Source organism: Arthrobacter psychrochitiniphilus, from assembly GCF_003185915.1.
Lineage (GTDB): Bacteria > Actinomycetota > Actinomycetes > Actinomycetales > Micrococcaceae > Specibacter > Specibacter psychrochitiniphilus.
This window is the reverse complement of record NZ_QHLZ01000001.1, coordinates 33,954-51,919: the sequence shown is the minus strand read 5'-3', so window position 1 is coordinate 51,919 and position 17,966 is coordinate 33,954. Positions and strand designations below refer to the sequence as shown.

General features: G+C 59.4%; 18 protein-coding genes. 15 read left to right on the top strand and 3 right to left on the bottom strand.

Features of this window, described 5'->3' with window-relative positions:
* Positions 1-10: 10 nt before the first annotated feature.
* The 5 genes from miaB (at position 11) to dapF (ending at position 5,305) form a co-directional block, all read left to right on the top strand.
* On the top strand, positions 11-1,594 hold the full coding sequence (gene miaB, locus CVS29_RS00260; RefSeq protein WP_110104344.1) for a tRNA (N6-isopentenyl adenosine(37)-C2)-methylthiotransferase MiaB: 1,584 nt from the start codon (positions 11-13) through the stop codon (positions 1,592-1,594).
* Positions 1,595-1,614: 20 nt separating this feature from the next.
* Positions 1,615-2,541: a tRNA (adenosine(37)-N6)-dimethylallyltransferase MiaA gene (gene miaA / locus CVS29_RS00255; protein WP_110104343.1), complete on the top strand. Its 927-nt coding sequence runs from the start codon at positions 1,615-1,617 to the stop codon at positions 2,539-2,541.
* Between the two features lie 361 nt (positions 2,542-2,902).
* Positions 2,903-3,409: a DUF6318 family protein gene (locus CVS29_RS00250; protein ID WP_146212952.1), complete on the top strand. Its 507-nt coding sequence runs from the start codon at positions 2,903-2,905 to the stop codon at positions 3,407-3,409.
* 8 nt (positions 3,410-3,417) lie between these two features.
* Positions 3,418-4,344 (top strand): hypothetical protein, encoded by a 927-nt coding sequence (locus tag CVS29_RS18750; RefSeq protein ID WP_245931982.1) that lies wholly within the window; start codon positions 3,418-3,420, stop codon positions 4,342-4,344.
* Between the two features lie 43 nt (positions 4,345-4,387).
* A complete protein-coding gene (dapF, locus tag CVS29_RS00240) occupies positions 4,388-5,305 on the top strand; it encodes a diaminopimelate epimerase (RefSeq protein WP_110104341.1) in 918 nt (305 codons plus the stop codon).
* Here dapF and CVS29_RS00235 read toward each other — a convergent pair.
* Positions 5,302-5,946 carry a class I SAM-dependent methyltransferase gene (locus CVS29_RS00235; RefSeq protein ID WP_373366677.1) on the bottom strand — a complete coding sequence of 215 codons (645 nt, stop codon included), beginning with the start codon at positions 5,944-5,946 and terminating at the stop codon, positions 5,302-5,304. The two genes, dapF and CVS29_RS00235, sit on opposite strands and share 4 nt — an antisense overlap.
* Before the next feature lie 152 nt (positions 5,947-6,098).
* Between CVS29_RS00235 and hflX the strand changes: the two genes are divergently transcribed.
* Positions 6,099-7,760 carry a GTPase HflX gene (gene hflX / locus CVS29_RS00230; RefSeq protein ID WP_110104339.1) on the top strand — a complete coding sequence of 554 codons (1,662 nt, stop codon included), beginning with the start codon at positions 6,099-6,101 and terminating at the stop codon, positions 7,758-7,760.
* Positions 7,753-9,780 carry an ATP-dependent DNA helicase gene (locus CVS29_RS00225; protein WP_110104338.1) on the top strand — a complete coding sequence of 676 codons (2,028 nt, stop codon included), beginning with the start codon at positions 7,753-7,755 and terminating at the stop codon, positions 9,778-9,780. The genes hflX and CVS29_RS00225 overlap by 8 nt, the downstream gene beginning before the upstream one ends.
* A 57-nt stretch (positions 9,781-9,837) precedes the next feature.
* Here CVS29_RS00225 and lexA read toward each other — a convergent pair whose 3' ends face one another.
* Complete coding sequence (gene lexA, locus CVS29_RS00220; RefSeq protein WP_110104337.1) at positions 9,838-10,581, bottom strand: transcriptional repressor LexA; 744 nt, start codon at positions 10,579-10,581, stop codon at positions 9,838-9,840.
* 279 nt (positions 10,582-10,860) lie between these two features.
* On the opposite strand from lexA, the gene CVS29_RS00215 reads away from it, so the two are divergent.
* From CVS29_RS00215 to CVS29_RS00185, 8 genes are all read left to right on the top strand, one after another.
* Positions 10,861-11,340 carry a LysM peptidoglycan-binding domain-containing protein gene (locus tag CVS29_RS00215; RefSeq protein WP_110104336.1) on the top strand — a complete coding sequence of 160 codons (480 nt, stop codon included), beginning with the start codon at positions 10,861-10,863 and terminating at the stop codon, positions 11,338-11,340.
* A gap of 122 nt (positions 11,341-11,462) precedes the next feature.
* Positions 11,463-12,560: a histidinol-phosphate transaminase gene (locus CVS29_RS00210; protein ID WP_110104335.1), complete on the top strand. Its 1,098-nt coding sequence runs from the start codon at positions 11,463-11,465 to the stop codon at positions 12,558-12,560.
* 241 nt (positions 12,561-12,801) lie between these two features.
* Positions 12,802-13,428 (top strand): imidazoleglycerol-phosphate dehydratase HisB, encoded by a 627-nt coding sequence (hisB, locus tag CVS29_RS00205; RefSeq protein WP_110104334.1) that lies wholly within the window; start codon positions 12,802-12,804, stop codon positions 13,426-13,428.
* Positions 13,425-14,105 (top strand): imidazole glycerol phosphate synthase subunit HisH, encoded by a 681-nt coding sequence (gene hisH, locus CVS29_RS00200; RefSeq protein WP_245931981.1) that lies wholly within the window; start codon positions 13,425-13,427, stop codon positions 14,103-14,105. The genes hisB and hisH overlap by 4 nt, the downstream gene beginning before the upstream one ends.
* On the top strand, positions 14,105-14,254 hold the full coding sequence (locus CVS29_RS18310) for a hypothetical protein (RefSeq protein ID WP_170120851.1): 150 nt from the start codon (positions 14,105-14,107) through the stop codon (positions 14,252-14,254). The genes hisH and CVS29_RS18310 overlap by 1 nt, the downstream gene beginning before the upstream one ends.
* A gap of 114 nt (positions 14,255-14,368) precedes the next feature.
* Positions 14,369-15,103 (top strand): bifunctional 1-(5-phosphoribosyl)-5-((5-phosphoribosylamino)methylideneamino)imidazole-4-carboxamide isomerase/phosphoribosylanthranilate isomerase PriA, encoded by a 735-nt coding sequence (priA, locus tag CVS29_RS00195; protein WP_110104332.1) that lies wholly within the window; start codon positions 14,369-14,371, stop codon positions 15,101-15,103.
* A 12-nt stretch (positions 15,104-15,115) separates the two neighbouring features.
* Positions 15,116-16,012 carry an SseB family protein gene (locus CVS29_RS00190; protein WP_245931980.1) on the top strand — a complete coding sequence of 299 codons (897 nt, stop codon included), beginning with the start codon at positions 15,116-15,118 and terminating at the stop codon, positions 16,010-16,012.
* A gap of 41 nt (positions 16,013-16,053) precedes the next feature.
* Positions 16,054-17,400, top strand: coding sequence for an MFS transporter (locus tag CVS29_RS00185; protein WP_110104330.1), 1,347 nt, complete (start codon positions 16,054-16,056; stop codon positions 17,398-17,400).
* 116 nt (positions 17,401-17,516) lie between these two features.
* Here the strand turns inward: CVS29_RS00185 and CVS29_RS00180 are convergent, their stop codons facing one another.
* Positions 17,517-17,924: a DUF1844 domain-containing protein gene (locus CVS29_RS00180; RefSeq protein WP_110104329.1), complete on the bottom strand. Its 408-nt coding sequence runs from the start codon at positions 17,922-17,924 to the stop codon at positions 17,517-17,519.
* Between the last annotated feature and the right edge of the window lie 42 nt (positions 17,925-17,966).

Here is a 17,966-nt window from a genome sequence, read left to right as displayed (position 1 = left end):
AGCTTGGTGGGTGAGCCTGATCCTAGAGAGCGTTGATTCGTCCGCCAGCCCAGCTAAGCACCCCCGCACCTACCAGGTGCGAACCTATGGCTGCCAAATGAACGTCCATGACTCCGAGCGCATGGCCGGACTTTTAGAGACTGCTGGGATGGTGGCGCTTGAGGAAGCCGGCCCCGCACGTGTGGTGGACAGCAACGGGGAGCCTGTGCCCGATGTGGTGGTTTTTAACACCTGCGCCGTGCGTGAGAACGCCGACAACAAGCTCTACGGCAACTTGGGCATGTTAGCCCACATCAAAGAATCCAACCCTGGCATGCAGATTGCTGTGGGCGGCTGCTTGGCGCAAAAGGACCGCGAAACCATTCAAAAGCGGGCACCTTGGGTTGACGTGGTTTTCGGCACTCACAATGTTGGTGCCTTGCCGGTCTTGCTTGAGCGGGCCAGGCACAATGCGGACGCCGAGATGGAAATCCTGGAATCCTTGGAAGTCTTCCCTTCCAGCCTGCCCACCAAGCGCGATTCGGTCTACTCCGGCTGGGTCTCCATCTCGGTAGGCTGCAATAACACCTGCACTTTCTGTATTGTGCCCTCCCTGCGCGGTAAGGAACGTGACCGTCGCCCCGGTGAAATTTTGGCTGAAATTCAGGCGCTGGTGGACGACGGTGTCATCGAAATTACGCTGCTGGGCCAAAACGTAAACTCCTACGGCGTGGAATTCGGTGACCGCCTGGCCTTCGGCAAACTGCTGCGTGCTTGCGGCGAGATCAAGGGCTTGGAACGCCTGCGCTTCACCAGTCCGCACCCGGCCGCGTTCACCGACGACGTCATCGACGCCATGGCCGCCACCCCCAACGTCATGCCGCAGTTGCATATGCCGTTGCAGTCCGGATCGGACAAAGTCCTCAAGGACATGCGCCGCTCCTACCGTTCGGCCAGGTTCTTGGGCATCCTGGATAAGGTGCGCCAGCAAATCCCGAACGCATCATTCTCCACGGATATCATCGTCGGCTTCCCCGGTGAGACCGAGGAGGACTTCCAAGCAACCCTCGACGTCGTTGAGAAGTCACGCTTTGCCACCGCCTTCACCTACCAATACTCCAAGCGTCCCGGCACCCCGGCCGCGGACCTACCTGATCAGCTGTCCAAGGAAGTGGTTCAGGAGCGATTCTTGCGTCTGACCGCCCTCCAGGACCGGATTGCTGCCGAGGAAAATGCCAAGCAGGTGGGGCGCAAGGTTGAGGTCATGGTGACCGCAGCATCGGGACGTAAAGCCGCCGAGACTAATCGCCTCTCAGGACGCGCCCAAGACCAACGGCTGGTTCACTTCAGTGTGCCGGAAGGTGCCACCGCTCCACGGCCCGGTGACCTCGTGACGGTCACCATTACCGGGGCCGCAGCCTTCCACTTGGTAGCTGATCCCGCCACTGCAACGGATTATCATCTACGCCGTTCGCGCGCCGGTGACGCTTGGGATCTGGCTCAGGCCGAGTCCTGTGGCGTGCCCACGGCTGGCGGCTCGGCTTCCTCATCGGTGAAGGGCGTGCGGCCCAAGGTGAGCTTGGGCATGCCGTCGCTGCCGGTCCGGACAGCGTGAGCCTTTCGCCTCAAGCCCGGATGGCTGCCCAGAGAGCTGAGCTCCCGCTGGTGGCCATTGTTGGCCCTACCGGTTCGGGTAAGTCTGAGCTGGCACTGACGCTGGCTGAGCGCTTTGACGGGGAGGCTATCAATGCCGACTCCATGCAGTTCTACCGGGGCATGGATATTGGCACGGCCAAACTGCCGCTGGCGCAACGGCGCGGCATTGCGCACCACCTGATGGATTTCCTTTCCGTTCGTGAAGACACCACCGTGGCCGCGTTTCAGAGCATGGCCAGGGAAGCCATTGCGGAGATCCGTTCCCGCGGCAAGCTACCCATCCTCGTAGGCGGATCAGGGTTATACAACAGGGCAGCCCTTGACGTCTTGGAGTTTCCCGGGACGGACCCTGACATCAGGGCAATGCTTGAACACGAGTTGGAGAGAGACGGCTTAGCGGTGCTCGTGGCTCGGCTACAAGAGGTGGACCCCGTCTCCGCAGCTCGCATCAATGATGCCAAGCGCGTAGTCCGGGCCCTTGAGGTACATGCGTTGACAGGACGTGCCTTCAGTTCCTTCATGCCGGAACGTGAGTATGTCAGCCCCACCCTGCAGATTGGTTTGAACGGTGACCGTGCCGAGCTCCATGCTCGGCTTGCCCGACGAGTCCACGGCATGGTGGACGCCGGCCTAATCGATGAGGTGAGAGCACTCATCCCCGAAGGCCTGCGGGAGGGCCGGACCGCGCACAAGGCGCTTGGCTACCAACAGTTCCTGCGAGTCTTGGACGGCAGCTCCACAGTGGCCCAAGCCAGCGAAGAAACCATTGTGGCCACCCGGCAGTTTGCCCGGCGCCAACTCACATGGTTCCGTGCAGACCCCCGAGTGAACTGGCTTGACTGGTCCCAGCCGGATCTTGGCGAGGCCGCAGCGGCACTGCTGAAGGCGGATTTTCCGGAAGTCTAAGACTTGCGCCAGGGTCCGGGTGGCTCGTGGCACTTCGTTGCGGGTTGCGGGTTGCGGGTTGCGGGTTGACGGTGACGGGGCTGGGAATGTGGGCTGTGGATAACGTGGTGGCGTGTAAGGCCCATGCACGGTATTTTGGAAGTAAGCCAGCCGCAACGACTTCAACGGGGAAGCCGCTGCTTCGCAGCAGACTTGGGGGCAGGCAATGCGCCACACCAGAGCTGAACAGTTCCACAGGCCAAAGGCTGCTCTACTGCTGTTAGTAGTGGCTATCTTGGGTATCTCTGGTTGTTCCTCCTTGCCGCAGGAAGTTGTAGAGGCTCCAACAAGTGCGGTTCCGGTTGCCAGTAATACAGCGGAGATGACGACGCAAGCTCTTGCCACCACTGCTGCTGCTTATAAGCCGGCTACGGAGACAGGGCCAGCCGAGAATGTTCCGGTGCCTGTCTTGCCTGAGAAGGCCAAGGAATTCAGTAAAGAAGGACTGATTGCCTTCACTGAATACTGGTATCAAACCCTGGGTTATGCCTTTGAAACCGGAGATCCTGACCCCATGATGGCCATTACTGGAGCGGCTTGCCCCTCTTGTGAAGCGATGAAAGTGGCAGTAGTGCCGTGGCACTCTGAGGGTCGGTGGATCATGGGTGGGCAGATGATGGTCTTGTCCGCCACAACATCCTTTGTTCCCCTCGAAGACGGCACCTATCAGGTTACTGCCTTGGTAAGACAGCAGCATTTGAAGTTCTACCGCGGTGACGGGACTCTTGCTGATGATCGAGGGCAGAAGCCTTCGGTGGGCGACTCGCTAGGTGCGGTTTACGATGCTGGCCGATGGAAGGCTCTTGACATCCAACGGCTGAAAGGTTGATAGGTCTCATGAACGGGTTTAAGCTGCTAGCGCGAAGCATGCTTGCGCTTGCAGTAACAGTGGCCTTTCTATTGGTAGGCAACCACCAAGCTCTTGCTGATAGCGCAGATCCCTTTCTTCCCGAATGGAATAATACTGGTGTTGATACAGGCGGGACGGTGGAAATTCCTGGGTCGGGTGGTGATCAAAGAGAAGTTCCTTCTTCCCAACCGAAGAGTGGTGTCGTCTTCGAGGCGCGACTCGCCTGTGCTGACGGAGACATTGTCATCTTCCCAGAATGTGCGGTAGTCATGCCGGAGTGCGCTGCGGGTGCAGGGAGCAAGGATGGTAAAGCTGGGACAGCCATTTACTGGTATTTTTCTGATACAAGAATCACGCCAGCCGTTTGGGTATTCCACTCGGGGCCGGTGTGTGTCTTTGGAGAAAAACCGCGTGACTTATTGGCGGAAATTGCTGGGCTGATAGCGCACGAGTTTCAGCGTACTCCCGTCGCCGCTGCAGAATTTGGCAGCCAGCCGGGGCCTCACACACTTCGGGGTAAGGAGACCAATGTCTGGGCCGAAGCTAAAACTCAAACGTTCAACCTGACCCTGCTTGGCCAAAAGGTGGTCATCACTGCCACTCCGGCCGCCTATACCTGGAGCTACGGGGACGGTACCATCTGGGGTCCTACTCCAATCCACGGTGCACCGCTGCACACGGATCGCATTGGCGAGCAAACGCAAACCAGCCATGTCTACACCGAAACGGGCCGCCTGGCCATCAACCTGACCACTCACTTCAACGGCAGCTATAGTGTCAACGGCGGCCCAGACCTGCCCATCCCCGGCCAAGGAAGTATCCCCTCATCGGCACTGCCCCTGACGGTTTGGCGTGCCGAAACCCATCTCTACGCTGACGACTGCTTCGTGAACCCACATGGAGTCGGCTGTTGACCGATGTTCCGGCGCCGTGCCCAAGGTGCTTTAGTCTTGACTCATGACGGCTACCATCACCTCCCTGACAGGCATGCGCTTTGCAAAAGGCCACGGCACCGGTAATGACTTTGTGCTTATTGCTGATCCTGGTGGCATGCGCGAATTGGCGTCCGAGCAAATTGCCGCGTTGTGCGATCGGCGCCGGGGGATCGGCGGTGACGGACTGATTCGAGCCGTCCGCTCCCGGAACATCGCCGACGGAACAGCCATCCTGGAGGAAAATCCTGCAGCAGAATGGTTCATGGATTACTACAACGCTGACGGTTCGCTCTCTGAAATGTGTGGCAATGGTGTGCGAGTGTTTGTCCACTTCCTCGTGACTCAAGGTCTCGTGGCATTGGAGGCAGGGGAGAAACTGGCCATCGGAACGCGCGGTGGCATCAAATACGTTGCCCGATTAGGTGAGGGTTACCAGGTGGACATGGGGCCGTGGGGTTTTATCTTCCCGGAGGAGTCGGGACAAGGCAGTGATTCGCTGGTGGAGGCATCGGGGCTTGAAGTGGCACGGCCCGCGCTATCCATCACGCTTGGAAACCCGCACACCGTGGTGGCTCTAGCGGATCTGGCCGAGTTGGCAACCGTGAACCTCACCCTTACACCCGTTGTGACTCCGCTGCCCCTGCACGGGACAAATGTTGAATTTGCCGTACCTGCCGAGCCGCTCGTGAAAGACGACGTCGGCCACATTAGTATGCGTGTCCACGAACGTGGCGTGGGGGAGACGCTCTCCTGTGGGACCGGAGCCTGTGCCGCAGCTGCAGCCACCCGTTTCTGGGCTGGCTCTGGGACCCCGGACTTGTGGGCCGTTGCCTTACCCGGTGGTGTACTGGGTGTGCGTTTCCAGCCCGGGCCGGACGGGCGCGAACATGTCCACCTCAGTGGACCCGCCGTGATGGTGGCCGAAGGTGTTCTGGCCTAGGGGTTGGTGCGTGTAACGCGCAGAATCCTAAACGCCTTGTTGGTGGAATCGCGGGAAACAACAAATCCCGCCTCCGGGAATTGCTCCTTAAGTTCGCCAGCAAGCCAGCGCTGGAGCGAGTCTGAGCCCAAGTTTTTTTGTACCACCAAATACGCTTTTCCGTTGTGGGCCAAGCGTGGCAGCCACATGAGCAGGATCGAATGAAGTTCTGATTTGCCGACCCTGATAGGCGGGTTTGACCAGATGGTGTTGAAGCGCACCTCTGGATCCACGGCGTCTGGGGTTGAAGCTTTGACGTTCTCCAAACCCAAGGCCTTGGCGTTGTCTTGGGTGAGCTCAATGGAACGAACATTGACATCTACTGCGTACACAGTGGTTGCCGGTGAGCGAAGGGCCAAAGTCAGCGCAATGGGCCCCCAACCGCAGCCGATGTCCAACAAATTGCCCTCGGCTGCAGGCGGCGGGGCCTCGTTGAGAAGGATCGTGGTGCCTTTATCTACACCGTCGGGGCTAAAGATGCCCCCAGCGGTGTGCAGTTGGCGCACCTCGCCGGCCAAAGTGACGCTGAGCGGACGGCGTTTCATTGGCGTTGACGGTTCTGAACTGAAATAGTGATCTGCACCCTGAGTACCCATAGTCATGCCAGATTAGTGCCGAATCCGTCCATTGTGTATCTAGGCACGCCTAAGGCATCCGCGGATACAGTGTGGGTTTATCCACATAGGAGGGCAGCAGAAGGTGTCAGTGTCGGTGTGGCGGACTACGATTGTAGAAAAGCGCCTATAAGGAGAATATGTCCAACGCATCTGCAAACAACGGTTCCGACGGCAACGAGCTGCCCAACGAAGGGCACAACGCGGCAACGTCGGAGAGCCACGGCACAGGAGAGAACGCCCTGTCAGCCGCTGAGATCGAAGTGGTGATTGACCGCATTTTGGCCAAAGACGCGGCCGCAAGCCGTGCTGTGCGTGCCGAGGATGAACTTGAGGGGCAGGATCCTTTCTCTGCTGCGCCGTCAACCCGGCCCCTGAGCGGCCGTGCCCAAGCCGTCTCCACCCTGAATTTTCAGCACAGTAGCTCTGACGGTGATCAAAGTGCGCTGGCAGACCGTAATGCCCTGCGCCGGAAGGCCAGCCTCTCCACCGAACTCGAAGATGTTAGCGAGGTTGAATACCGGCAGCTGCGGCTTGAGCGGGTTGTGCTCGCTGGGCTCTGGTCTTCAGGGACCATGGCGGACGCCGAGAATTCCCTGAAGGAACTGGCCGCGTTGGCCGAAACTGCCGGCTCGGAAGTCCTGGACGGCTTGGTCCAACGCAGGGCCAAACCGGATCCAGCAACATATCTGGGCCAGGGTAAGGCTCAGGAACTCAAGGAGATCGTGCACGCAACGGGAGCAGACACGGTCATCATCGATGGTGACCTTGCTCCCTCACAGCGCCGTACCTTGGAAGAAGTTGTCCACGTCAAAGTCATTGACCGCACAGCACTGATCCTGGATATTTTTGCCCAGCACGCGCAATCGCGGGAAGGTCGGGCCCAGGTTGAGCTGGCACAGATGGAGTACCTGTTGCCGCGCCTGCGCGGTTGGGGCGATTCCATGTCTCGCCAGGCGGGCGGCCGGGTGGGAACTGCCGGAGGCGGTATTGGTTCACGTGGTCCCGGTGAAACAAAGATGGAACTGGATCGACGCAAGATCCGCAACCGCATGGCCAAGTTGCGCCGTGAAATTGCTGCGATGGCGCCGGCTCGGGAAACCAAACGTGCCAACCGCAAGCGCAACAGTGTGCCCTCCGTGGCCATTGCTGGGTACACCAATGCGGGCAAATCCTCCCTGCTGAACCGTTTGACGGACGCCGGTGTGCTGGTAGAAAACGCCTTGTTTGCAACCCTTGATCCCACGGTCAGGAAAACCGAGACCTCAGAAGGTTTGGGGTACACCTTGGTGGACACGGTAGGTTTTGTGCGCGCCTTGCCCACCCAGCTGGTGGAAGCTTTCCGCTCTACGTTGGAAGAAGTGGCTGACGCCGATCTGATCCTGCATATTGTGGATGCCTCGCACCCTGACCCGGAAGGACAAATTTCTGCCGTACGTTCGGTCTTTGCCGAGGTAGGCGCGCTGCAAATACCTGAAATCATCGTCTTGAACAAGGTGGACATCGCCGATCCCTTTGTGGTCGAGCGGCTCATCCAGCGTGAATCCCGCACCGTGGTGGTCTCAGCCCGTACTGGCCAGGGCATGGATGAACTGCTCCAAGCCATCGAAGAAGGTATTCCGCACCCCAGCGTCTTAGTAACCTTGTTGATCCCCTATGACCGTGGTGATGTACTCAATAAGCTCCATCGCAGCGATGCAGAGATCATCAGCTTGGAACACGGAGAGCATGGCACTTTGGCCCACGCCCGTGTCAGGGAAGACTTGGCAGCTGAGGTTGAGCCGTTTGTCCAGCATGCCTGAAAGTGAACTTTCGCAGCAGGCTCTGGAATTACTGGATCGTGCCGTTGCTGCCATGGGCGGACAGCGCCGTGATGGGCAGCATGAAATGGTCCGCCGGGTAGTTGCTGCCTTGGAGAGCGGGGACCACCTTTTGGTTCAGGCGGGCACAGGCACCGGAAAGTCCCTGGCCTACCTGATTCCGCTGATAGTCAATGCGCTCACCAGCGAGAAGCCAGCCGTCATTGCAACAGCCACTCTGGCCCTTCAAGCACAGATTGTGGGCCGTGACGTGCCCCGGCTGCTCGCTGCTTTGGCGCCAGTATTGCCGCGCCCCATTGACGTGGCTCTCGTAAAAGGCCGCAGCAATTATGTATGCAAGCAAAAGCTGGCTGGAGGCTTCCCCACAGAAGATACGGGGGAAGGCGCCCTGTTCAGCCTGGGGGAGGACACCAGTGTGGCGCACCTGCCCGGTGCTACTTCCGGGCCCACCTCACAGCTGGGTAAGGAAGTGGTCAGGCTGCGTGACTGGGCGCAGGAGACTGACACAGGGGATCGGGATGAGCTTGTCCCTGGCGTGACGGACAAAGCATGGCGGCAAGTCTCTGTTACCTCCATGGAATGCCTCGGCGCGCAAAAGTGCCCCCTTGCCACCGAATGTTTCTCTGAGCTGGCCCGTGCCCGCGGCGCCCAGGCAGACATTGTTGTCACCAACCACGCCATGCTGGCCATTAGCGCCTTCGAAGGTATAGCAGTGCTTCCTGACTATGACGTTGTGGTGGTGGACGAGGCCCATGAGCTCCAAGATCGGGTGACGGGGGCTGTTACAGGGCAACTATCTGTCCAGATGGTTTCCGCAGCGGCATCAAGCACGCGAAAGCACACGGCGGTTTCCGTGGATGCCTTGCATGCCAGCGCGGCCGCTCTGGACCTAGCTTTGGCGGGGACCCCTGAAGGGCTCTTTCCCAACGGCCTCAATGAACAGCAGTCCCAGGCGGTGGAACAGTTACGCGACAGCGTCCGGGCAGCCCTCTCCGACTCCAAACCTGAGGGCAATGCGGCGGTTGACAGTGGCCGTTCCATTGCTCGTTCACGGCTCAATCTGATCTTTGATCTGTGTGAGCGTTTGCTGGATGCCACCAATGCAAGGGAAGTGGTGTGGGCATCCCGGCCAGGTTCTTTCACCCCCGGGAAGGGCTACCAAAAGGCCGATGAAAGTGAGCCTGCGGTGCTCAATATTGCGCCGTTGAGCGTGGCCATGAAATTGCGGGAAGGACTCTTCGCTGACCGGACGGTAGTGCTCACCTCAGCTACCCTTGCCATTGGAGAGTCTTTTCAAGCCACCGCTGGCGGACTGGGATTGTTGGGTCCTAGCGCACCCGCGTGGACGGGGGCCGATGTTGGATCTCCCTTTGACTACCCCAAGCAGGGCATGCTCTATGTTGCCGCTCATCTGAAAAAGCCGGGCTTTGGCATGTCGGAGGAGCAGCTGGATGAATTGGAAGCACTGATTTCTGCCGCCGGTGGGGGAACCTTGGCATTATTCTCCTCACGGCGTGCGGCGGAAGATGCAGCTGAGAAGCTCCGCAAGAAGTTGAAGGTGAAGATCCTGTGTCAGGGGGATTCCTCCATGTCGGGGCTCATCAAGGAATTCGCGGATGAACCCGACACCTGCCTCTTTGGCACCATGTCCCTTTGGCAAGGGGTTGATGTTCAGGGCACCTCGTGCCGGCTCGTTGTGATTGACAGGATTCCCTTCCCCCGCCCTGATGATCCGTTGGTGACCGCCCGGGCGCGTGCCGTGGCGCAAAGTGGTGGGGATGGATTCATTGCCATTTCAGCCACCCATGCCGCAGTGAGGTTGGCGCAGGGGGTGGGGCGCCTGATCCGCTCTAGCGATGACCGGGGTGTGGTTGCTGTTCTTGACTCGCGGCTGGCCAATGCCGGTTACGGAGGCTTCCTGCGAGCCGCCCTGCCGCCATTCTGGTCTACGAAAGACCGTACCGTGGCGCTTGGTGCGCTGAAACGGCTTTCCGGAAAGTAGTGCTGCCAACACAAAAGCGCCCCGCTAGACGGGGCGCTTTTGTGTAGGCAGCTGCTGTTACAGGCTGCGAAGTACCGAGACAACCTTGCCCATGATGGTGGCATGATCGCCAAGAATGGGTTCATAGCGGGTGTTTTGCGGAAGAAGCCAAGTATGGCCGTCGCGTTGCCTAAACGTTTTCACAGTGGCTTCGTCCTCCAGCAAGGCTGCCACGATGTCTCCATTGTTGGCCGTGGGCTGCTGCCGAACCACGACCCAATCGCCGTCGCAAATTGCGGCGTCGATCATGGAATCACCCTGGACCTTGAGCATGAAGAGTTCGCCGCTGCCCACAATCTGCCGCGGCAGAGGCATGATGTCATCCACCGCCTGATCGGCCAGGATGGGCCCGCCTGCCGCAATACGTCCCACAAGGGGTACGAACGCGGTGTCGGAGGAGGAGCTCAGCTCAGCAAAGTTCAATCCATTCGAACTGCGCAACGCCGACGGGGAGCTTACCCCTTCAATCTCAACCGTGCCGCTGTCCAGCACCAGCGGAATCAGAACTTCCATGGCGCGGGGACGCTTGGGATCGCGGCGCAAATAGCCGTGGCGTTCGAGCTGAGTCAGTTGGTGCGTAACGCTGGACAAGCTAGCCAGGCCAACGGAATCACCAATCTCACGCATCGACGGCGGGTACCCTTTGTCTGCAATACACCGCTGTATGCACTCAAGGATCTTCTTCTGCCGCACGGTGAGGCCCTTCATGCCGGCCCGGCTGGGGGCTTGAGGAATGCGGTGCGGCGGGTCTGGAAGCGTCATGGTTCCGTCGGTCCTTTCGTGGCTGCCCTGAACAATGTCAGTGCCTGCTGGTGGACTGCATCATGCGGCCAATCCTTGTTCTTCCGAGTTTAAGCCACCAAGAGGCGAATTTCAAACATTTGTTCTATTTACTCTTGGCAAGTGTCGTCTATAGATGCTAAAACTGTACTAGAAGCAAATTAGAACATACGTTCTATCGAAGATGTTGAGTGTGGAATTTCGATCCGATGGGTGTGCTTGGCCACGGGATCCGGATTCACGGTGAAAGGACCACAAGTCATGAATGCAGCGCTTATCTCCCACGCATCCTTTGGCGTTTCCACAGCAGGTGTCAGCGCCCGTGCGGCCCGCATTGACCAGACAGTTGGAGCGGGGCGCACCGGTGCCATCACCGCTTCCCATTCCAGGGGTGCCTCCGATGCTGCAGGAAGGCTAGCGCTGACCAGGCGCGGGCGTCTGGTGTTCTTAGGGATTCCAGCCATTGTCACCGCCGCCCTACTACTGTTTTTGGCGCTGGCCATCATGGCGGGCTCCCTGGCGGGACCGGCGAATGCTGCAACGGAGTCGCAGCCGGTGAACCTTGCAGATTATGCCGTTGCGGTAACCGTCTTACAAGGTGACAGCCTCTGGAGTATTGCGGCCGCCGCAGATCCGGGCCGTGATGCACGCCATGTGGTCAGGGAGATCGTTGCTCTCAACGACTTAGGAAGCGGGATACTTCACGCCGGGCAGCGACTCTACGTCCCCATTCCCAAATAGCCCTCCGTACCAATAGGTCCGCAGGCCAAGAGCGCTCCTCCACAGCCGGGTAAGGTCTTGGCAGGTGTCCGCATTGTGTCGCCGTTTCGAACTTTCTCACGGCCACCAAATATGCTGGGGGAATGGACCAGTTTGAACGCCTCCGTCAATTGCCGCTTCGTGACGATCTGCGAGGCCTGCGCCCTTACGGGGCTCCTCAGCTAAATGTTCCCGTTCTGCTGAACGTCAATGAAAACACCCATGGCGTTCCCACGGATGCAAAAGAGGCCATCTTGGCAGCCGTTGCGCAGGAGCTTGACGGCCTCAACCGCTACCCGGATAGGGAATTCACGGTGCTTCGTCAGGAATTGGCGGCATATCTGGGTCATGGTCTGACGGAGGAGAATCTCTGGGCGGCCAACGGTTCCAATGAAGTTCTTCAACAACTGTTGCAAGCCTTCGGTGGCCCCGGCCGAACGGCCATGGGTTTCCCTCCCACCTATTCCATGTACCCGCTGCTCGCCAGTGGCACAGGGACTGGCTACGTGGCAGGTGTCCGTGAGGATGACTTCACCCTCACCGCGGAATCTGCGGCGGAGCAGGTGCGCCGCAACGGCCCCAACATCGTCTTCCTGTGTTCGCCCAACAACCCTACGGGAACGGCTCTTGGGCAAGATGTGGTCGAGGCGGTCTACCAGGCAGGGGAGGAAGCTCAGGCCATCATCATTGTTGACGAGGCGTACGCCGAATTCGCCCAGACGGGAACCCCTAGCGCACTGAATCTTCTCAAGGGCCGTCCTCGACTAGTCGTCTCACGCACTATGAGCAAGGCCTTCGCCTTGGCCGGTGCCAGACTTGGGTACTTGGCCGGCGCCCCTGAAGTAACCGACGCGCTTCGCCTGGTCCGCTTGCCCTACCACCTCTCGGCCATCACCCAGGCAACTGCTGTGGCTGCTCTGCGGAACTCCACCTCTTTGCTGGCTAACGTGGAGCAGATCAAGGTCCAACGTGACCGGATTGTGCAGGAATTAAAGGAATTGGGACTCACCCCGGCCCCCTCAGATTCGAACTTTGTTTTCTTCGGTGGTCTAGAGAATCCCCATGAAGCGTGGCAGGCGTTGTTGAATGACGGTGTGCTCATCCGCGATGTTGGAATCCCCGGGCACCTGCGCGTCACCGCCGGCACGGAAGCGGAAACTACTGCATTCCTCACCGGGTTGCGTACCTTCCTAGCTCGCTAGTGTTCCCTGTAGGGTCCGGCATTGGACTAAGTTCATCATTTGCGCCGCGGTTCATGAGTTCCACCGGACCCGGGTAATTGGGTCAACATCACCGAGCCAATAAGTTCGCCAGTGGGGAACTGGTTGGGCATAACAGGGCCTTCCCTTCTAAGCTGGTATCAATACACCCCGTTTCGTTTGAGCGCCCCACCCTGCCCGGTATCTGCTGGTCGGGGCGCATAGTACACAAAGGACTGCCGCAATGACTGAGAACAGCCCGAAACCCGGCCAGGGACGTACCGCCCGACTGGAGCGTGCCACGAGCGAGTCCAGCGTCATGGTGGAAATCAACCTCGACGGGACAGGCGTGTCAAACATTGACACCTCTGTGCCCTTCTATGACCACATGCTCACGGCGCTGTCTAAGCACTCCTTGATTGACATGAACATCAAGGCCACGGGTGACACCCACATCGATGCCCACCACACCGTGGAAGATGTTGCCATCTCCCTGGGCGAGGTTCTCAAGGTAGCCTTGGGCGACAAGGCCGGCATCCGCCGTTTCGGGGAGGCAACCATTCCGTTGGATGAGGCATTGGCCAACGCCGTGGTAGATGTTTCAGGCCGCCCGTACCTGGTGCACAGTGGCGAACCTGCCGGTCAGGAATACCACCTGATTGGTGGTCACTTCACCGGGTCGCTGACACGTCACGTGTTTGAAGCCATCACCTTACACGCGCAAATCTGCCTGCATATGACGGTCATCGCCGGCCGAGATCCGCACCACATTGTTGAGGCCCAGTTCAAGGCCTTTGCCCGGGCTCTGCGCTCAGCCGTCGAAGCCGATCCCCGCGTCACTGGAATCCCATCCACGAAGGGTCTTTTGTGAGCTCTGGAGCTAACGAGACAGCAGTAAATAGTAAGCCCACGGTCACAGTTCTGGACTACGGTTCCGGCAACGTCCGCTCCGCAGTCCGGTCGTTGGAACGCGCCGGCGCCGTTGTCACACTCAGTGCAAAGGCCGACGACGTGCTGCATGCCGATGGCCTGGTGGTCCCCGGCGTTGGTGCCTTCGCCTCCGTGATGGATGAGCTCAAAGCCGTGGACGCGTTGCGCATGATCGGGCGCCGGGTTGCTGGGGGCCGGGCGGTGCTGGGTATCTGCGTGGGCATGCAAGTGCTTTTTGATGCCGGTGTAGAACATGGTGTGCACCGGGAAGGAATGGGGGAGTGGCCTGGAACTGTGGAACTGCTCCCTGCCCCTGTGGTTCCACACATGGGCTGGAACACCGTCACCGCAGCTCCGGGCTCCATGCTCTTTGAAGGTGTGGATTCGGAACGCTTCTACTTTGTCCACTCCTACGGTGTGCAAAAGTGGGATTTTGAGGTTCTCCAGCCCAAAATGCGTCCGCCCATGGTGACCTGGTCAGAGCACGGCGCACCATTCATTGCCGCCATTGAAAATGGCCCGCTGTGCGCCACACAATTCCACCCGGAAAAATCCGGTGACGCCGGAGCGCGCTTGCTGCGCAACTGGGTCCAGTCATTGACCAAGGCGGCACGCTGATGTATTCGCTGTTACTGATGGCCCTGGCAGGCGTGCTGATTGGTGGAGCCTATACGTTCTACCAGCAGAAAACCGCCCGCTGGATTCCCATCTGTTTTGCCGCACTTGCCGTCATGTCCCTGATAGCGGCATACCTCTTTACCCAATAGGACACAGCTCTACCCACTAGGGCCTAGTTCTACCCATTTGGCACCAGCGCCACTGCTGGCACCTGCTCCATTGATTCCCTGAAAATCTCTTGAACTAACAACGTTGAGGAACCCATGACCACCCCCATTTTGGAATTGTTGCCCGCCGTGGATGTTGCTGACGGACAGGCCGTCCGCCTGGTACAAGGCGAAGCTGGTTCGGAAACCGGATACGGTTCGCCCCTGGAAGCTGCCCTGAAGTGGCAAAACGACGGCGCGGAGTGGGTCCACTTGGTTGACTTGGACGCCGCCTTCGGCCGTGGCTCCAACGTGGAATTGCTGCGTGAGATGGTGGCAAGCCTGTCTGTCAAGGTTGAGCTCTCGGGCGGAATCCGCGACGATGCGTCCTTGGAAGGTGCCCTCGAATTGGGTGTTGGCCGGGTCAATTTGGGCACTGCTGCGCTGGAAAACCCCGAATGGACCGCCAAGGTGATTGAGCGCTTTGGTGAGAAGATCGCCGTCGGACTTGATGTCCGGGGCACCACCTTGGCTGGCCGTGGCTGGACCAAGGAAGGCGGGGATATCTGGGAGGTTCTTGCACGTTTGGAGGACGCTGGCTGTGCCCGTTACGTGGTCACCGACGTCACCAAGGATGGTACGCTGCGCGGCCCTAACGTGGAATTGCTGCGTGAAATGTGTTCCCGCACGTCCAAGCCCGTTGTCGCCTCCGGTGGCATCTCCAGCTTGGAAGATCTGCGCGTACTGCGCGAGCTGGTGGGGGTAGGAGTGGAGGGCGCCATCATTGGCAAGGCCCTGTACTCTGGCCAGTTCACGCTGCCGCAGGCCCTTGACGTTGCAGGCCGCCGCTAAACGATGACACAGATGCCCAAGAAGGAACTGCCCGGCCACATTGCCGCGGCCTTGGCCGGTGCCGGTGGGTCTACCGATTCGGCCGGGCAGCCTTGGGCGGGGCGGAACCTTCCGTCCCACGAGCAGTACCATAACTTTGAGACGGACGACGGCGCTGCAGACTCCGGCTACACCGCGGCCTTGGAGAAACTTCTCACGGGTGAGTGCACGGAGGCGGATGTTGTGGCTGCACTTGCCACCGCCCGCGTCTTCATCCCGATCGTGGCTCAACTTGCGGAGCAAACCGTGGGAGAGAACGGGCTGGTCTCCGATAAGGAATCCGATATGGCTTTGGTGACCTTGCAAGGGCCGGATGGGCGCCGGGCGCTGCCCGCCTTTACTCATGCACTTGCACTGTCCCAGTGGTATCCACAGGCCCGCCCTGTTGCTGTGTATGCGGCCAGGGCGGCTCTTTCGGCCGTGGCTGAAGAAGCACAACTGTTGGTTTTGGATCCCGGTTCGCAGCGACCGTTCGTGGTGCGCAGGCCGGCCATGTGGGCCTTGGCCCAGCAGCAGGAGTGGGTGCCAAGCTATTGTGATGATGCCGTCAGCCGTATTCTGGCGGACTCGGCGCTCGCTCTGGGACATCCATCCGTGGTAAGAATTTCCGCAACGTCAGGGCAGGGCATACAATCCCTTTGGGACACAAAAACCGAACCGTCTGGACGGTTGGTGGCCGGTGGCGGAACGGGCCCGGAATTGTGTGTCACACTGACCCTCTTGCCCGGGCTGGATCAGTCCGCTGTCAATGGGGTCCTCGCAGCCCTTCAAGAGTCCTGGGCGGCGAACGAGCACTTTGCCTACGCTGTTGATTCGATCCAGATTCGGCTTCAGCATCCCCTCACCCCGCAGGACCCCATCGCAACGTAGCACAGGTGCTCATTTGTGATCATCATGAAAGAGAGTGCCCCGTGAACTTTGCCGCGTACCGTGAAATCCTGGCGGTTGGACCCGTGCGCAGACTGCTGATCATAGCCATGTTTGCACGCATCCCGCATGCGGCTGCCGGCGTTCTCCTGACACTGCACGTTGTTGAAACCATGAAGCTCAGTTACGCCTCCGCTGGGCTGGTTGCCGCCGCCATCACGATCGGCATGGCCTTCGGCGCCCCGTGGCGTGGGCGGCTCGTTGACATTCATGGACTGCGCAGAGCTCTAGTTCCCTCAGTGATAGCCGAGGTTGCCGTCTGGAGCGTGGCGCCGCTCTTGAGTTTTCAATTCCTTGTGGTGGCAGCATTCATCGGTGGAATCTTCGCCGTACCCATCTTCTCCGTGGTCCGTCAAGCGCTGAGCGTGATGGTGCCTCAGGCGCAACGGCGTACCGCGTATGCCTTGGACTCCATGGGGGCCGAAATCACGTTCATGATTGGTCCGGCTGCGGGCGTTTTGTTGGCCACCACCATTCACACTGTGGTTGGTCTGGTCATCATTGGGCTCACGGCGTCCATGGCCGGGGTGTTCTTGATGATCTTCAACCCACCCACCAGAACCGGGCAAAAGGGATCCTTCGTAGCCGTTGGCAGCGCCGAGGTGGCGCCCATCGATGCCGTTGAGGACCGCCCAGCCCCCGACCTTGCAGATAAGAACATCCTACTCAGGATGTGGGGCGGTACACGGCACAACCTGCGCTGGGTCAACATTGCTGTGCTTGCCATTTTGGGGACATCATTGGGAGCCGGGCTGGTCCTGGCCGGCACCAATGTGGGCATGGTGGCCATCATGCGGGAAAACGATGTTGTAGGAGATTTGGGTATTGTTTTCCTCTTCTGGTGCGGTGCCTCGATTGTTGGTGGCATTCTCTACGGAGCCCTCAAACGCTCCATTAACCCCTTGTGGCTGCTGATGGCCATGGCACTGCTGATCATCCCGATGGGATTTGCCACCGATGCGTGGACACTGGGCCTGCTCTCTATTCTTCCGGGCCTGCTCTGCGCGCCAGTCCTGACCTCAAGCGCTGAACATATTGCTGACCTGGTATCGGAACGCCGGCGCGGTGAAGCCATGGGCTGGTATGGATCCTCGATGACTATTGGCAGCGCCATGGGCTCACCCTTTGCAGGAGCCATGATTGATCGCATTGGCCCTTGGGCTGGCTTCGCCATCATTGGAGCCATCTGTGGCACGTTGGCAATCATTGGCCTGATCGCCATGTCGGTGTGGAACCGCCGCCGCAATGCTGCACTTGCAAAGAGTGCAACATCAAAGCTCGGGGCCGAGTTGGACCCGGATGAGTTCCTGGGCCAACCAGATCCGGTCTAAAGGGAGTTTAGAGACAAAAGAGAGTGCAGTTGGTGGACCAGAATGGTTTCGGTCCACCAACTGCACTCTCTTTTTCAAGTGCCCGGCCGGGTTTATCTAGAACCCTGAGCTAGGAACTAGTTGACTGCTCCGGTGAATTTCTCGCCGGGCCCCTTGCCTGGTGCATCAGGGAACTCGGAAGCTTCACGGAAGGCGAGCTGCAAGGAGCGCAGGCCATCGCGCAACGGGCCAGCATGCTGGCTGCCAATCTCGGGGGCCGCGGCCGTGACGAAGCCGGCGAGGGCCGTAATGAGCTTGCGGGCTTCATCCAGATCCTTCAGCTCTTCCGCGTCCGGTCCCGCTGCCAGGCCGCACTTGACTGCTGCCGCGCTCATGAGGTGAACGGCCGCGGTTGTTATGACCTCAATGGCCGGAACTTCGGCGATGTCACGCACCACCGAAGCTGCCTGGCTGTCCGTCAGGGACTCCTCCGCGGCCGCCTGAAAAGTGTTGCGTGACTCTGAATTATTATCTTGGGTACTCATACTGCTAAGCTTGTCATAGACCGACTCGATGCTGTTATTTAG

What these genes read in the sequence shown, in the direction of transcription:
- miaA (WP_110104343.1), top strand. Translation starts at nt 1,615, where the DNA reads ATGGCTGCCCAGAGAGCTGAGCTCCCGCTGGTGGCCATTGTTGGCCCT.
- CVS29_RS00250 (WP_146212952.1), top strand. Translation starts at nt 2,903, where the DNA reads ATGACGACGCAAGCTCTTGCCACCACTGCTGCTGCTTATAAGCCGGCT.
- CVS29_RS18750 (WP_245931982.1), top strand. Translation starts at nt 3,418, where the DNA reads ATGAACGGGTTTAAGCTGCTAGCGCGAAGCATGCTTGCGCTTGCAGTA.
- dapF (WP_110104341.1), top strand. Translation starts at nt 4,388, where the DNA reads ATGACGGCTACCATCACCTCCCTGACAGGCATGCGCTTTGCAAAAGGC.
- CVS29_RS00235 (WP_373366677.1), bottom strand. Translation starts at nt 5,946, where the DNA reads ATGACTATGGGTACTCAGGGTGCAGATCACTATTTCAGTTCAGAACCG.
- hflX (WP_110104339.1), top strand. Translation starts at nt 6,099, where the DNA reads ATGTCCAACGCATCTGCAAACAACGGTTCCGACGGCAACGAGCTGCCC.
- CVS29_RS00225 (WP_110104338.1), top strand. Translation starts at nt 7,753, where the DNA reads ATGCCTGAAAGTGAACTTTCGCAGCAGGCTCTGGAATTACTGGATCGT.
- lexA (WP_110104337.1), bottom strand. Translation starts at nt 10,581, where the DNA reads ATGACGCTTCCAGACCCGCCGCACCGCATTCCTCAAGCCCCCAGCCGG.
- CVS29_RS00215 (WP_110104336.1), top strand. Translation starts at nt 10,861, where the DNA reads ATGAATGCAGCGCTTATCTCCCACGCATCCTTTGGCGTTTCCACAGCA.
- CVS29_RS00210 (WP_110104335.1), top strand. Translation starts at nt 11,463, where the DNA reads ATGGACCAGTTTGAACGCCTCCGTCAATTGCCGCTTCGTGACGATCTG.
- hisB (WP_110104334.1), top strand. Translation starts at nt 12,802, where the DNA reads ATGACTGAGAACAGCCCGAAACCCGGCCAGGGACGTACCGCCCGACTG.
- CVS29_RS18310 (WP_170120851.1), top strand. Translation starts at nt 14,105, where the DNA reads ATGTATTCGCTGTTACTGATGGCCCTGGCAGGCGTGCTGATTGGTGGA.
- priA (WP_110104332.1), top strand. Translation starts at nt 14,369, where the DNA reads ATGACCACCCCCATTTTGGAATTGTTGCCCGCCGTGGATGTTGCTGAC.
- CVS29_RS00190 (WP_245931980.1), top strand. Translation starts at nt 15,116, where the DNA reads ATGCCCAAGAAGGAACTGCCCGGCCACATTGCCGCGGCCTTGGCCGGT.
- CVS29_RS00180 (WP_110104329.1), bottom strand. Translation starts at nt 17,924, where the DNA reads ATGAGTACCCAAGATAATAATTCAGAGTCACGCAACACTTTTCAGGCG.